The organism is Acinetobacter sp. YH12094 (assembly GCF_013419295.1).
GTDB classification, from domain to species: Bacteria; Pseudomonadota; Gammaproteobacteria; order Pseudomonadales; family Moraxellaceae; genus Acinetobacter; species Acinetobacter amyesii.
This window is the reverse complement of record NZ_VPAK01000038.1, coordinates 1-15,334: the sequence shown is the minus strand read 5'-3', so window position 1 is coordinate 15,334 and position 15,334 is coordinate 1. Positions and strand designations below refer to the sequence as shown.

Annotated in this window: 16 protein-coding genes and 1 pseudogene; 2 read left to right on the top strand and 15 right to left on the bottom strand. The window is 35.3% G+C overall.

Annotated elements, in window-relative coordinates; all coding sequences use genetic code 11:
* Positions 1 to 323: 323 nt before the first annotated feature.
* The 7 genes from FTU34_RS16405 to FTU34_RS16375 all read right to left on the bottom strand — a co-directional run bounded on the left by FTU34_RS16405 (position 324) and on the right by FTU34_RS16375 (position 7,544).
* Positions 324 to 734, bottom strand: coding sequence for a DUF1910 domain-containing protein (locus tag FTU34_RS16405; RefSeq protein WP_257226314.1), 411 nt, complete (start codon positions 732 to 734; stop codon positions 324 to 326).
* Between the two features lie 113 nt (positions 735 to 847).
* Positions 848 to 1,756, bottom strand: a complete 909-nt coding sequence (locus tag FTU34_RS16400) for a PoNe immunity protein domain-containing protein (protein ID WP_249735185.1) — start codon at positions 1,754 to 1,756, stop codon at positions 848 to 850.
* 35 nt (positions 1,757 to 1,791) lie between these two features.
* Entirely contained in the window at positions 1,792 to 3,054 is a 1,263-nt protein-coding gene (locus FTU34_RS16395) for a type VI immunity family protein (RefSeq protein WP_180036176.1), read from the bottom strand.
* Between the two features lie 137 nt (positions 3,055 to 3,191).
* Positions 3,192 to 4,172 (bottom strand): PoNe immunity protein domain-containing protein, encoded by a 981-nt coding sequence (locus tag FTU34_RS16390; RefSeq protein ID WP_180036171.1) that lies wholly within the window; start codon positions 4,170 to 4,172, stop codon positions 3,192 to 3,194.
* A 38-nt stretch (positions 4,173 to 4,210) separates the two neighbouring features.
* The gene (locus tag FTU34_RS16385; RefSeq protein WP_180036172.1) at positions 4,211 to 5,479 is read right to left on the bottom strand and encodes a type VI immunity family protein; all 1,269 of its coding nucleotides are present in this window, start codon (positions 5,477 to 5,479) and stop codon (positions 4,211 to 4,213) included.
* Positions 5,480 to 5,546: 67 nt separating this feature from the next.
* The gene (locus tag FTU34_RS16380; protein ID WP_111885348.1) at positions 5,547 to 6,527 is read right to left on the bottom strand and encodes a PoNe immunity protein domain-containing protein; all 981 of its coding nucleotides are present in this window, start codon (positions 6,525 to 6,527) and stop codon (positions 5,547 to 5,549) included.
* A 36-nt stretch (positions 6,528 to 6,563) separates the two neighbouring features.
* Entirely contained in the window at positions 6,564 to 7,544 is a 981-nt protein-coding gene (locus FTU34_RS16375; protein ID WP_180036173.1) for a PoNe immunity protein domain-containing protein, read from the bottom strand.
* A gap of 121 nt (positions 7,545 to 7,665) precedes the next feature.
* Here FTU34_RS16375 and FTU34_RS16370 point away from each other — a divergent pair.
* A pseudogene (locus tag FTU34_RS16370) lies at positions 7,666 to 8,864 on the top strand (IS3 family transposase).
* Positions 8,865 to 8,995: 131 nt separating this feature from the next.
* On the opposite strand, the gene FTU34_RS16365 reads toward FTU34_RS16370, so the two are convergent.
* The 7 genes from FTU34_RS16365 to FTU34_RS16335 form a co-directional block, all read right to left on the bottom strand.
* Complete coding sequence (locus FTU34_RS16365; protein ID WP_180036174.1) at positions 8,996 to 9,502, bottom strand: hypothetical protein; 507 nt, start codon at positions 9,500 to 9,502, stop codon at positions 8,996 to 8,998.
* Positions 9,503 to 9,505: 3 nt separating this feature from the next.
* Complete coding sequence (locus tag FTU34_RS16360) at positions 9,506 to 10,213, bottom strand: hypothetical protein (protein ID WP_249735189.1); 708 nt, start codon at positions 10,211 to 10,213, stop codon at positions 9,506 to 9,508.
* A gap of 6 nt (positions 10,214 to 10,219) precedes the next feature.
* A complete protein-coding gene (locus tag FTU34_RS16355; protein ID WP_111885352.1) occupies positions 10,220 to 10,645 on the bottom strand; it encodes a hypothetical protein in 426 nt (141 codons plus the stop codon).
* A 1-nt stretch (position 10,646) separates the two neighbouring features.
* Positions 10,647 to 11,012 carry a DUF4123 domain-containing protein gene (locus tag FTU34_RS16350; protein WP_180036177.1) on the bottom strand — a complete coding sequence of 122 codons (366 nt, stop codon included), beginning with the start codon at positions 11,010 to 11,012 and terminating at the stop codon, positions 10,647 to 10,649.
* Positions 11,013 to 11,464: 452 nt separating this feature from the next.
* Positions 11,465 to 11,965: a hypothetical protein gene (locus FTU34_RS16345; protein ID WP_179991827.1), complete on the bottom strand. Its 501-nt coding sequence runs from the start codon at positions 11,963 to 11,965 to the stop codon at positions 11,465 to 11,467.
* On the bottom strand, positions 11,962 to 12,891 hold the full coding sequence (locus FTU34_RS16340; protein ID WP_180036175.1) for a MobA/MobL family protein: 930 nt from the start codon (positions 12,889 to 12,891) through the stop codon (positions 11,962 to 11,964). Before FTU34_RS16340 ends, FTU34_RS16345 begins: the two co-directional genes overlap by 4 nt.
* Complete coding sequence (locus FTU34_RS16335) at positions 12,891 to 13,046, bottom strand: hypothetical protein (protein WP_004847148.1); 156 nt, start codon at positions 13,044 to 13,046, stop codon at positions 12,891 to 12,893. The genes FTU34_RS16340 and FTU34_RS16335 overlap by 1 nt, the downstream gene beginning before the upstream one ends.
* A 280-nt stretch (positions 13,047 to 13,326) precedes the next feature.
* On the opposite strand from FTU34_RS16335, the gene FTU34_RS16330 reads away from it, so the two are divergent.
* Positions 13,327 to 13,737, top strand: coding sequence for a conjugal transfer protein TraD (locus FTU34_RS16330; RefSeq protein WP_179995789.1), 411 nt, complete (start codon positions 13,327 to 13,329; stop codon positions 13,735 to 13,737).
* Between the two features lie 237 nt (positions 13,738 to 13,974).
* Here FTU34_RS16330 and lpxO read toward each other — a convergent pair whose 3' ends face one another.
* The gene (lpxO, locus tag FTU34_RS16325; RefSeq protein WP_125273387.1) at positions 13,975 to 14,889 is read right to left on the bottom strand and encodes a lipid A hydroxylase LpxO; all 915 of its coding nucleotides are present in this window, start codon (positions 14,887 to 14,889) and stop codon (positions 13,975 to 13,977) included.
* Between the last annotated feature and the right edge of the window lie 445 nt (positions 14,890 to 15,334).

Here is a 15,334-nt window from a genome sequence, read left to right as displayed (position 1 = left end):
GATTATGCAACGAGTTGGCTGTGGCATTACAACTATGAAAGACCACACCAAGCAAACAAAGGAAGGCCACCTCTAATGGCTGCTTAACCTCTACTTTTAACTTCGGTTATTTATGGGAGGATTACCACATCGCATAATATTGAAAAATTATAACTATATATCCCATCTCTTTCAGTATCTGGATGATTAGAATCCGTTAGTTTTAAAAACTTATTAATCACTTCATCTTCACTAAAAGTTCCTCCATCCTCGCCATTGATTAATTGTTTAATTGTTTAATTGTTTAATTGTTTAATTGTTTAATTGTTTAATTGTTTAATTGTTTAATTGTTTAATTGTTTAATTGTAGATAATAAATTATTTTTATTTAGCAATACTGCTAAGCTGATTGTAGTTAATGCAATAAAACCACCTTCACCACCAATAACAACTGGCTTTTTACTTGCTTTAAAAACTCCTAATGCTTCTGCTTGTTTTTCATAACCTTCTATTACTTTTTCAAATAATGGAGATATTTCTTCTATTGGCTTTCCTGCAGTATAATGAAGATATAATAAAGATTGATAGATCCATGTAATAGATTCCCATCTCGAAGCTTCTCCACAATTATATTGATCATCTTCAAATGCATCACTTTCTAAATATAAGGGTATTCCTTCTTCATTGTACTCTGTAGTCTTTAAATAATACTCTTCAGTTAAAAATTGCTGTCTTTTATATTTATCGAAACTCATATTAATCCTAAAATTAATGCCACGAAGGGCATGTTTTATTTATTCTTCACCATCAAACTGCCAGTACACTTCACCCCAATCTGTTTCAGAAAGTGTTGGTAACATTTCACCTCTTAACACATGAACGCGTGAATCCACTTGTACTGGGGTTGTCCAATAGCCCGATTTGGGGATTTTTCGCCAGCTTTGACTTTTATTACAGTTAGATTCTCTTGGGTTACTTCAGATTGAGTATTATTTTTACGAGCCCATGCAACTATATCTTTAGGATAGAATAAATGCTTGTGTAGAGGAGTGTCATCCAAATCTAGTAAATAAACAAGAGCTGCTGCTTCAAAAGACCAATAACCACAATATTTTAGTTCTTCTGCAGGCTCTAGATGACTATTAAACCAAAGTGCATTTTTATTCATTTGATACCAATCAGCTAAGTATTCATCTAAATATTTAACAGCAGTTTCTTTATTATTTTTAACTAGCACATTATCAATCACATCACATAGTTTTGAATAACCTAATGCAAATAAATTTCCTTCGTTAAATGTTGGATGTGAAGGATCATTAAGTTTAAAAAATTTATTAATAACCTCATCTTCACCCGTATGACTTTCACCCTCACCATTGACTAAAGAATGAATACGATCAAACAAATCATTTCGATTTAATAAAAAAGCCAGACCAAGTATATTTAACGTTTCATTTTGAGTTGGAATGACAGAAGATTTTTTTGACTTATGGAAGATAGCTAAGGCTTCAGATTGTTTTTCAAAGCCTTCTATAACTTTTTCAAATAAGGGGATAACTTCCCCTATAGATTTTCCTGCTGTGTATACAAGGTAAAGTAGAAAAGAATAATCATGTGTTATTAAATTCCATCTTCTATTTTCGCCGCAATTATACTCATCATCCTCAAATGCATCACTTTCTTTCCAAAAATCAATATCTTCGATATAAAAATCATAGGCACTTTTATAATAGTCTTCAGTTAAAAAAATCTGTCTTTTATATTTATCGAAACTCATATTAATCCTAAAATTAATGCCACGAAAGGCATAAATCATTCTTCACCATCAAACTGCCAGTACACATCACCCCAATCACTTTCAAAATTAGGGAATATATCTCCTTGTTTAAAATATTGACGTGAGTTTTCTTTAGCAAAAGTATACCAATTACCTTCGTGAGGACATGGACTACCGGCAATAACAATATCTATTCTTTCTGGTTCTTGAACTTCAACTTCCACTCGTTTTAATTCAGGCCAAGTGCTGTCTTCATCAAATCGTGCAATCCATTGCTTTGAACTTACGGCATCAAAACGTGGATTTGGATCATCTGACCACGCATCCAAAGTGGTCAGTTTTAAGTTATCACAACGTATCGGTTTAATTAGTTCATTTGCCATCACCAATAAATCAGGAACACCTGCTTCAACTGGATAAAGTGAAAGCTCTCCCAAACGTATCCATAAGCTGTATTTTGTTGAATCTTCTGGGTCTATAATTTTAGTAATTTCAATTCGTGGATCATTTAGTTTTTCACGAATTTGTTCTTCACTCAAGTCTAGTTTCTCTAGCCAGTAGGGGGAAAGTAAAAAGCACCATGTAGGCGTACGAATTCCACCACCTAACCCATCCCGATCTTCTGCAATAAACATATTTTCATGAGAAAACTCCATACCAGGATGATCAATATCGAGTCCATAAAAATAATCTGAAAATGTGCGTTCAACAGTTTCGAACTCAGGTGAAATATAAGAAAACTGTCCAGTATTACCTATTTCATAACCGCTATAAGCTTGTATTGGATTGAGTTGTCTTAAAATTTTTTCAACAAAAGTGTGCCAAACTATCTTATTGGTTTTATACCATTGATCGCCAAAAGTTAATTTAATACTAGAATAGCGCTCATTTGAGTCTCGAATATTACTTTCTAAAGCCCAACGTGCACTCTGTGTATCCGCCTCGGCTGATGTTGCACCTATAAAATATACAAAATATTTTTTAAAGATTTTATGCATTTCAACTAAAAGCTCATCTCGGCTTCTAATCCATTTATCAGCCTTTTTCCAAACCTCAGTGTCACTCCTAAACCTTAATTGAAAAGGTTTATCTATTATGGATTTTTCAAATTCAATATAAATATCTAAAACTTTATTTAGTAGATCTTCAGCATTTTCTTGATGCATGTACAAAGTGATATAGGGGCAAATACCAAACTCTTTCTTTTCCTCTCCATAAATTATGGAAGTATCCTGAGGAATATCTCGAGCCAATTCAGCTATTTCTTGTTCATTTAAATAAAGTTGTACTGTACTCATTATATTAATTTCCTCTTCTACCTCTTGTATTCCCTTGAGTTTGGGCTTTACTTTGATCCTTTGGCGTAGCATCTCCAGAATAACGTAAAAGTGAAAATTATTGTTTTTATTTAAAAGAATGCCCCGAAGGGCATAAATCATTCATCCCCATCATACTGCCAGTACACATCCCCCCAATCACTTTCAAAATCAGGGAAAATTTCCCCTTGTTTAAAGTATTTACGAGTGTTTTCCTTAGCTACAGTGAACCAATATCCCGATTGAGGACATTTTTCACCTGCTTGAATTGATACTTTTTGATATTTAGTTAGGAGGTCAATTTCAGCACTACTAGGTTTAAATGTACGATAGAACTCTATTAAGTCTTTAGGATAATAGAGGTATTCATGAAATTCTTTATCATTTTCTATTTCTAATAGAATAACAGCGCAAGCTGCTTCAAAAGCCCAATATCCATAATAACCGCCTTCAGATTTATGAGTATCATGCCAAGGTGCACCTGATAAATCTTTGTACCAATTCTTTAAAAACTTACGGACAAAAGCTAAAGAAATTTCATTATCTTGATTTGAAAAGGCTTCACATAATAATAAGTAAGGTTTTGGTACTAATACTGTTGAACAATCATATCTATTTTCATCTGAAAAAGATAAATACTCTTCAATTAGCCAATCTTGAGCAACATTTTCTCTCATTTCTCCGTCAATTAATTTCGCAACTCTAGGTAGTAAATCCTTTCGGTGGAGTAAATAACACAAACTGATTAACCAAATACATGGACAATAGCCATCAACAGTAAATAATTCAAAAACTGGTAGGTTTATATTTTTATGATAACTTCTTAATTTATTTCCATATTGCTCATAATAGTCAATAACTATTTCAAGTTGGCTTCTAATGAAAGGTAAACTATTACCAACTGTATATTCCAATAAAAGTAGATTTAAATAGTTTTCTGCTACTATAGCATAAGAATATACCCATCTTTCTTCCAGTGAATCACCAACACCTGTAGGATTAACTTTAAAAGTTTCAATAGTGTCTAGAGTTTCCACCTTTAATGTTTCATACATTTGAGGTGTCAGAAATTTTTGTCTTTTTTTATTAACTAAATCCATTTTATGCCCAAAAACTGCCCCAAAGTGCATATTTTCACTTATTCTTCACCATCAAACTGCCAATACACATCACCCCAATCACTTTCAAAATCAGGGAATATATCACTTTGTTTAAAATATTGACGTGAGTTTTCTTTAGCAAAAGTATACCAATATCCTGCATGAGGACATGGGCTACCGGCAATAACAATATCTATTCTTTCTGGTTCTTGAACTTCAACTTTCACTCGTTTTAATTCAGGCCAAGTGCTGTCTTCATCAAATCGTGCTATCCATTGCTTTGAACTTACGGCATCAAAACGTGGATTTGGATCATCTGACCACGCATCCAAAGTGGTCAGTTTTAAGTTATCACAACGTATCGGTTTAATTAGTTCATTTGCAATCACCAATAAATCTGGTACACCTTCTTCAACAGGATAAAGTGAGAGTTCGCCTAGACGAATCCATAGACTAAATTGATTAATTTTTTCTGAATTTTCTATTTTGGTAATTTCTATACGTGGATCATTTAGTTTTTCGCGAATTTGTTGTTCACTTAAACCTAGTTTCTCTAGCCAGTAGGGAGAAAGTAAAAAGCACCATGTAGGCGTACGAATTCCACCACCTAACCCATCCCGATCTTCTGCAATAAACATATTTTCATGAGAAAACTCCATACCAGGATGATCAATATCGAGCCCGTAAAAATACTCCGTGAAAGTCCGTTCAACTGTTTCAAACTCTGGAGATACAAATGCAAATTGTCCTGTGTTTCCTATTTCATAACCACTATAAGCTTGAATTGGATTAAGTTGTTCCAGACATTTTTGAACAAAGGAGTGCCAAACAATTTGATTCGATCTATACCATTTATCACCGAAACTTAGTTTTAAAACTGAATATTCTTTTGTATGAATACAGATTTTACTTTCTAGCGCCCAACGAGCACTTTGGTCACGGCTATCACCTGATGTTGCACCTATAAAATACACTAAATGATTTTTATAGTTTTTATGCATTAATTCTATAAGCTCAGATCTATTATTTGACCATTTTTCCGATTTTTTCCAAACCTCTATATCATCTCTATAACGTAATTTAAATGGTTTATCTATAATATTTTTTTCAAAATCTTCATAAATATCAATTATTTTATTTATAATTTCTTCTACTTTATCGGCCGAATGGAAAAGATAAAAGGTGATATAAGGACAAACCCCAAACTCTTTCTTTTCCTCTCCATAAATTATGGAAGTATCCTGAGGAATATCTTGAGCCAATTCAGCTATTTCTTGTTCATTTAAATAAAGTTGTACTGTACTCATAAAATATTCGTTAATTTATACTTCTATTTTTTAGAGATCCAAGATTATCAAGCCCCGAAGGCATAAATTACTCTTCACCATCAAACTGCCAATACACATCGCCCCAATCACTTTCAAAATCAGGAAAAACATCTCCCAAGTTAAAGTATTGACGTGAGTTCACTTTAGCAACTGTAAACCAATAACCCTGTTGAGGACATTTTTCCCCAGCTTTAATTGAAAATTTATTATGATTTTCAAGAAAATTTATTACTGAAGTTTTGAGCTTTAATTTGTGATAAAATTCAACCAAATCTTTAGGGTAATATAAGTATTCATGTAAGACAGTATCATTCTCTACCTCTAACAGAATAACAGCGCAAGCTGCTTCAAAAGCCCAATATCCATAATAACCGCCTTCAGATTTATGAGTATCATGCCAAGGTGCACCTGATAAATCTTTGTACCAATTCTTTAAAAACTTACGAACAAAAACTAAAGAAATTTCATTATCTTGATTCGAAAATGCTTCACATAATAATAAGTAAGGCTTTGGAACTAAAACTGTTGAACAATCATATCTATTTTCATCTGAAAAAGATAAATACTCTTCAATTAGCCAATCTTGAGCAACATTTTCTCTCATTTCTCCGTCAATTAATTTCGCAACTCTAGGTAGTAAATCCTTTCGGTGGAGTAAATAACACAAACTGATTAACCAAATACATGGACAATAGCCATCAATAGTAAATAATTCAAAAACTGGTAATTTTATATTTTTATGATAACTTCTTAATTTACTTCCATATTGCTCATAATAGTCAATAACTATTTCAAGTTGGCTTCTAATAAAAGGTAAACTATTGCCAGCTGTATATTCCAATAAAAGTAGATTTAAATAGTTCTTTGCTACGATAGCATAAGAGTATACCCATCTTTCTTCTAGTGAATCACCAACGCCTGTAGGATTTACTTTAAAAGTTTCAATAGTGTTCAGAGTTTCCGCCTTTAATGTTTCATACATTTGAGGTGTAAGAAATTGTTGTCTTTTTATATTAACTAAATCCATTTTATGCCCAAAACTGCCCCGAAGGTATATTTTCACTTATTCTTCACCGTCAAACTGCCAATATACATCCCCCCAATCACTTTCAAAATCAGGGAAAATTTCCCCTTGTTTAAAGTATTTACGAGTGTTTTCCTTAGCTACAGTGAACCAATATCCCGATTGAGGACATTTTTCACCTGCTTGAATTGATACTTTTTGATATTTAGTTAGGAGGTCAATTTCAGCACTACTAGGTTTAAATGTACGATAGAACTCTATTAAGTCTTTAGGATAATAGAGGTATTCATGAAATTCTTTATCATTTTCTATTTCTAATAGAATAACAGCACAAGCTGCTTCAAAAGCCCAATATCCATAATATCCACCCTCTGATTTATGGGTATCATGCCATGGAGCTCCAGATAAATCTTTATACCATTTTTTCAAGAATTTGTTTAAATGCTTGACTGAAACTTTATTATCTTGGGTCACAAATGCATTGGATAACTCAAAATAAGGATTTGAAAAAAGGACATCTGAACAATCAAAACGGTTATCGTCATTAAAAGCCAAAAATTCCTCTACAATCCAATCTTTCCCTCCATTTTCTTGATCCTCTCCATCAACAAGGTTAGCTACCAACGGTAGTAAGTCAGTTCTTTTTAATAAATAACAAAGGCTGATAATCCATATATATACACAATAGTCATCTAAAATTTCAATATCAAAAACACTAAAATTATTATCTTTATAATAGGCTCTTTGTTTTATAGAAAGTACCTTGAATAATTCAATTACTTTATCAAATTCTAAACGTAAATATTCAATTGGTTTACCAGCAGTATAATCCAAAATAAACAAATCAAACTGATACCTAGATGCTATCGAATAAGAGTCTATCCATCCTGCTTCGATATCTTCATCATTATTTGATTCGCTTAGAAAACTTTCTATAGCACTGACAAGTTCACTCCTCGTAGACTTATAGTAACTTTCATCTAAAAATTGTTGTCTACGATTAAACTTAAATTCCAACATAAATAAATTTCCAATTATTTATTATTAACAACGATACTAATGTCTTTATCAGTCCAAACCCTTGTAGCTTTATGAGTAGAATGTTCTTTTGATGAGTGCTGATAAAAACGGAGACTTTAACTTGGTAAACTACACATACTCATTAGGAGTTTACCATGAGCAAAAAACAAAAATTTATACAGTGGAATTCAAAGCTGAAGCAATTAAAGCTATTGAATCAAATAAAGGAAATGTCTCTGAAACTGCTCGACAGCTTGGTATTTCAATGCAGACCCTTTCAAATTGGTACAACAAAGCAAAAGCTGGAACATTAGTAGGCACACAACAATATTCGCCTGATCTCGTTGCTCTACTCGAACAAAATAAGAAACTCAAACAGCAACTCAAAACTGCGGAAATGGAAAGAGAATTTCTAAAAAAAGCAGCAGCGTACTTTGCCAAGGACCATCAGTAAGGTACGATTACATGAAAGAGAACACAAACACCTATCCAACAACGATGATGGCTAGACTGCTCAAAGTTTCAATTTCAAGTTTTTATGACTGGTTAAAATGAGGCATGAGCAAAAGAGTTGTTCAAAGAAATCAGCAGACGATCTTAGTCAAAATAGCTCATCAAGAAACTAAAGAAAGTTATGGTCATATTCGCTTAACGAGGTATTTACAGTCACAAGGCATCCCAATTAGCGAGTATGCAATCCGTTGTATAAAAAGGCTAAATCAGCTGTATTGTAAGCGCCATAGGCGTTTTAAAAGAACGACGAACAGTGATCATAATCGAGCGATCTATGACAATTTACTCAAACAAGAGTTTTTAATGACCAAACCTAATCTTGCATGGTCAAGTGATATTACGTACATATGGACAGCTGAAGGTTGGTTGTACTTAGCTGCTTTAAAAGACCTTTGTACTAGACAGGTCGTTGGTTATAGCTTAAGTGAGCGAATGACAGCGCAACTAGTTTGCAATGCGCTGAGTATGGCAATTCGCAATCACAAACCATCACATGGGCTAATTGTGCGCTCAGACAGAGGAAGCCAATATTGCAGTCATGAATATCGAAACATGCTTGAAAAATATGGATTTCAAGGTTCAATGAGCAAAAAAGGAGACTGTTACGATAATGCCCCGATTGAGAGCTTTTGAGGAATACTCAAAAACGGGTTGGTTCACCATCGCAACTACAAAACAAGGGGAGAAGCCAAAGCAGATATTACAAAATACATAGAGCTATTTTATAATCAGAAGAGAATCCAGAAAGGACTGAGTTTTAAGACACCAAATCAAATGGCAGAGGACTTTTACGAGTTGGCTGCCTAGAATCTCCCAAGTGGAAGTGTCCTGTGATTTCAGCACACATCAAACTCTTGAATCTAGATAGCCTAATTATTAAAAAGAAACTTATCGATAATTTAAAGATATATTTCAAAACTAAAAATTAATTTAATTTTTTATAGAGTTCCATCTTTCAACTTTAATAAATCATGATAAGTTTGTTTTTTTTGAACAATTGTCTTTAAGATAAAATCTGTCTTTCTTAATGACTCAGCATTGTTCAGATCAAGCATAATCACCACTTCATTATACCATTCATCTTCAGGTGCATTATTTTCCCAACGATCCCCCCATCTGTCATCTCTACTAATTTGAATTGATGAATTCACATCGACTAAACCATCTTTATTTTCTTTTAAAATTCCTAAGTGAATTACTATTTCGATAGCATCATTAATAATTGTCAAAGGATAATATACCTCTCCATCTGGATTTCTTCTGAAATCAGAGTATTCATTTGCAGCAGACCAAGCTGTAATCTGCTCTTTTGGTATGTATGCTTCTAAAATATTGTTTAAACAAAGATACATACTACAATAATCGTCATATTCTCTATCCCACTGTAAAAATGGAAATTTTGGGTGATCCTTAAAAAAATTAACTATCTTTTCTATATTCGTCATTATTTAACCTTTTAATATTTCGCCCTTCAAAATATCTATATCCATTCTTCTAGCATCAAAATCTGGTGGAATAACACCAGTAAAATGACGACCTGCAAAACTAAAAGAATGTTTACCTACAGAAACTCCATATGGTGTCTTCGCTTCCATCCAAACGATCATTGCTTTATAGGCTTGAGTTGCACCTTTGTGATAATCAACTGGACTTTTTATTTTAGTATCTGGTTTGCTATGACCTTCTAATTTTAGCATGGCAATACGCATGGAAAGTGCATATTGTTTACATAGTACTAAAGGTGGTGGAAAAGGGTGATTTGTCCAAACGCTACCTGCTTCAGTTGCAGTCACAATCATTCTATTTGCATTCTGCGCCTGTATACGACCACTATGCTGTTCGTTCTTACACTCCTTATTAGAACTATTACAAGATCTCTCAAGTTCCTTAGATTTCGCTTTACTTGCTGCCAATGCTTGATCTTTTTGCTCTTGAGTTATACCCGAACGACTATTATCGATATCCTCTTCAGCCAGATCAATTCTTTGATTGAGCATGCCTGTAATTGTTCCATCTCCTAATGGGGATGGAGTGAATATTCCAGTTAATATTACGCCTATAGGATTTGCTCTTGCTCCTACTTTAGCTGCAGTTCCTGCTCTTTCAGCAGCTTTTTCAGCAGTTGTCCCCCCAACCACCAAAAATATCTGCTGCATCAGCCGCTATTGCCACGATTTTTTCTCCAATGCTTCATAGAATTTTTGACTATCTGAAGAATTTAAAGAGCTTTGTAAAACTCCAGCTAAGATATCAATTGCAAGAAATGGTGGAAATAATCTATTTATTAATAAACTGCGATTCCATGGATCATCATCTAAATTATTTTTATTCAAAATAAAACATAATTCTCCGTAAGCCGCTCTCCATTTGTCATAGTCAGCATGATTTTCCATTCCTACCAGATATTTTCGAATTTTTGTTTGGGCAGTAATCAGGAATTTTAGTCCACTATCTTCATTATTATTAAAATACTTTATCGCCAGTTCGCTATAAGTGTTTTTTAGCCGATTCCAGTTCCACAAGGCTAGACTTTCTTCACGATCTGCAGAAAATTCCTCAAGCTGTTCTTTAGTAAATTCGATAACCATTCTAAATCCTCTCCAATAACTTGAAATCACCAGATACTTCTTGATACCACCAACCATCAATAGGTTCTAACAGAATATCTAAATTTTTTTTATCTAATAGTCGATTTAATGATTTGATAACTGAAGGATCATAAAATCTGAACAATGCTAATTCGCCGGCTGGTAATTCTGCTTGTAAGAATGGCTGAAAATGTTTGATCAATTCTTGGTTCGATAGATTTGTTTTCAATATCGAAAACATTCCTAAATTTTCTTCTATAACAAGTTCATTAATAAATTTTTGATTATTTAGTTCATAGCTTTGCAAACTATGCAGACAAGGACTAAAGGTCTTGCACCTCTCCCCACACGCTCCCTGTCGAAGTATGGCGGTATCTCTGCGAGGGTTTCCCCAACATACAACTTAACCAACCTATACAACTACTCTTAACGCTCCGCTTTTGTGAGATTCCCCTGTAGCGGTTTAGCCTTTCGACTATCGCTACGTTGCACCAGTGACACTTATTCCCTCCACATGCAACGCATGCCAATCCGTAAAACGGACACGCAGAAGCAGGCAAAGCTCGATCTATGATGCTTATTTGATGATTAAAAACACGTATTAACGAAGACTTATCATTTTGAGTCTTGATCTAAACACTGTTTATTGTGAAAATAGAGTTCAGGTACAAGCCTTGTGGTGAAATCTGCACGAGTTGGTAGCTCTGCTGATCTTCGTTACTTGATGTTAGCGCATCAAATAACTGCGTACCGCTGAATATAAAGCGAAAGCCCATTGAGTTTCAATACTGAATGGGCTTTTTCTTTTTCAGATGTTTGTTATTTAGGGTCTATCACGCAAAAATCTTTAGCATTTCCATATCCGCACTGTTCTTTCATCACTCGGACACACGTTTTAGATTCTCCATCGACTTTACAGCTTCCAAGATCAAACTGAATGCCTTGCTGTCTTAGGCTCTCGATCTGCGGGATATTTTCTAAAGGTTTGATATAAACACTAAACAGCCAAATGATGCCAAGCATAAGAATGGCGAAAATGCCTAAAACGATAGTGATGATTTTCCATGAAAATTGATCACTGGTTGATTCAATCGAGTTTTTTAAATGTCCAAGTGCTTTGGCGGTCTTAATAAGCTCCGCTGTACCCTCCTGTAAGCCCGTATTTAGCGATTTTGATACGGTACTATGGGTTTGCCCTGCTATGACCTTTTGAATGCGTTCTTCGGTGATTTGAAGCTCTTTAACAGCCTGATTGACTAGGTTCTGCTGTTGTTCTGCAACTGCCATCAGTGCATATAACTTTTTTTCATCAGGTGTCATCGGCTCATCCCCTTATAACTCATGGTTTTCTGTTGCTCTCGTTCTAATTTCTGCTGTTCTTTGTACTGCTGTAAGGCAAGTTGTTTGAAGCTGTCAAAATCAGCCTTAAAGCTCTCAATACCCTGTTTAATTTCTTTGTCTGAAATTGGGCTGTCTTTGAGTTCTTTCAGGTCTTTTTTCGGGTCGCCTAAGTCTAGTCGCTCAAGCTCTTTGTAGGCTGTACGTGACTGTTGCAAGGCTTCCCTGATTTCAGGGTCTTTGGCTTGGCTTGGTAATAATTTTTTTTCAGGTTCTTTGTCTATGCCTTGCTCTTTATAGCTTCGCATATCAATACGGCTGTCAATTTGGTATTTTTCTAAATGGCTGTTGCATAAATCTGCCCATCTTTGGCGTAGGTCTTTAATATCAGTTTTTCGTTCCTGGTAACTCTTGCCGGTATTGTCTTTTTTAGCTCCGCCACGTTCAGGATTCTTGCTGTTATAGCGTTTGAAATATTGCTCCGGATCTCGTTCGATTCCATCTTGCAGACGTTCATTAAACATCAGGTGGACGTGGGGCTGATCGTTGCCGTCCATTGCTTTAGGGTTATGAATCGCAAATTGATACGGATATTTTGAGCCGATCTCGGACTGAATGAAGTCCTCAACCAGTTCTAAGCGTTGCTCGGCATTCATTTCTCTAGGTAGGGCAATTTCATATTCTCGATAGGTACTGCCATTTTTGCGCTCGTAAAGGTCGGCTGCCTGCCAAAAGGTAATCGGATTATGTTCAGCCCATTTCGGCATATTTCCATAGGCACTATGTTCAAGGTCGGTTTCTGCCTGCTCCTGTTTCAGCTTCTTTTCTTCATCCCGATCAATATATTCGGCATGCGGTGCTGCTTTGCCTGCCTTACCGACTTTGACACTTAAACGAGCAATCGCCATTAGGTCTTATCCTGTTCCTTTTTTCGGTTACGTTCTTTTTTAAACGCTCTTTGATCAAGTATCGAAGCCCACATCATAATGATGATAAGTAGCGGTGCTGCGATCACGCCAAAACTAATATCTTTGATTTTTCCCAAGACCTGTTTTAGTTGCATGCTGTTGCTCCTAGCTTTGGTACTTCTTTTTTTAATTCAATTGAAAATTGAATTAAAAAAAGAAGTTTCAGGGTTTTAGGGATGAAATCCCTAACGTGCTTAGGTTTCTCAATGAAATTGAGAAACGTCTAAGCGCGCCATCAAAATTTTGATGGAAGTGCAGGCGACAATATCTAGAACGAACTTTAACAAAATTGCGTACCTTGGACGTAATTATTTTGTTATCGTTCTTTGAGAATTGAGCATGTACTTTTGCGGTATCTGAATTAAGGAATTGAATATGAATAATGAATGGCTGTCTGAAAAAATTACCTACATTTCTGCATTAAAGAATCCAAGTGATGCTCAAAAACTTCTATTGGAATTGGCTCAAATTCAGTACCGAACACCTGAACAAGAAAAGAAATTAAATGCCCTTATCAAAGCTGAAAAAGCTATAGATCGAGCAAATAAACAGAAAGTCGTTGTTAGAAAATTACTCAATGCGGAAAAGGAAGCTGAACGTAAAGCTCGTACACGTCACCTCATCCAATTAGGCGCACTTTTTGAAATTGCTAACCTAGATCAGCGTGACCCCGCCGAATTACTTGGAGTTCTGCTTAAAACTGCTGAAATTGATCCAAATGATATGAAATGGCAAATTTGGAAAGAATTAGGACAAGAGATATTAAATCAACGTAAAATTAATTAACTACAAGAAACTTTTGCACCTTGAAACCTCATGCTTTATCTAACTTATAAGTTGCGATCTTAAAAATGAAAGAGATACGCGCTCATGTTGTTTTTAGTTTTAACTGGATAAAGCATAAAGCCATGCGTGGTTCAAATCCACTGTAAGCCTTGAAATAAATAGAAAAATCAAAAGGGCAGATAGGCTTCCCCTTTTCTGCCCAAATAAAAAAACGCCCCTCAGGGCGTTTAATGTACTTTAAAACACATAAGGTCGAACAAAGATCAGGAAGAAAATTCCGAGCATTAAGAACCACTTTAAGAAGTAGTACAGTTGACGGTTGGTTTTCTTCAAGGCTTTAGCTTTGATCCGCACTTGATAGACATAACCAAAGACTTTATTCAGTCCACCCGTTTGATCCCCTGCTTCATTTGGAGAGCTGGCAGCGGTCATAACTTTTTTACCAAACCAGTGATTGAAACGTTCCATAAAGCGTGTCTTTAATGGACGCTCGACATCGGCAAAGAAAATAATGCGGTTTTGATCAGTGGTGTTTTCGGCATAGTGAATATAAGTTTCATCAAAGACCACGCTTTCACCATCGCGCCATGAATAGCGCTCACCATCCACATCAATAAAGCAGCGATCATCATTCGGTGTGATCAACCCCAAGTGATAACGCAATGAACCCGCATAAGGGTCACGGTGACGAACCAAACGGCTGTCAGGTGCCAGCTCGGTAAACATCGCGGCTTTAATGGTCGGCAAGGTTTTCAGCAACGCCGTCGTTTTTGGACAAAGTTCAGCGGCTGATGGATGTGCAGAGTCATACCATTTCAGATAAAAACGCTTCCAGCCTGTTTTGAAAAAGGAGTTAAACCCCAAGTCATCATAACTGCTCGATGCTTTAATTCCGCCTTTTTCATATAAAGCTTTTGCTTCATCACGAATCATTTCCCAGTTTTCATCCAACACTTTTAAGTCTTGAAAATGCTGTGTATCGATATATGGCTGATTCGGTACCTTTGAAAACATGTACATGAGGTAGTTAATTGGCGCAAGAATCGTTGAGTGATCGAAAAATTGACGATAAAACGAGTGACGAACCTTCCCACGTTGCTGAATATAAAGTGCAGAAAGAATAAAAATCGCCAGAATGATCCACTTAATCATATGAAAACCTGGAAACCAAAGAAAACGAAATAAAAGAAAAAGACCAGTATTCGGTCTAGACTGCGAATTGTAGCATAGGCTGCAAAGTACGTCCTATTTCCAGCTTTTCATCACAAGTTTTCATTCTGTTTAAGTTCACCTGCAAGTGCAGCATTGACTAAATTGCCAAAATCGGCACAAATATTGACTTGAAATATAAGGACGCTGTCTAATCATTTTTTAATCACTCATCCATAAAAAATCTTAACCGAAACAAAAACTTCACTCTATTTAGGCCGCATCATTCAAAAATACATCACGCAAGCACACGAAATAATTGAAACCTTTGCACGAACAGATACACAAAAGTTCGTTAAAATGATATAATGCTTTATAATCAACCACATAACAAAAGACACCGACATGGCATGGAAACAAACAGGGCAGCTGTCCCTAGCAGACAGTC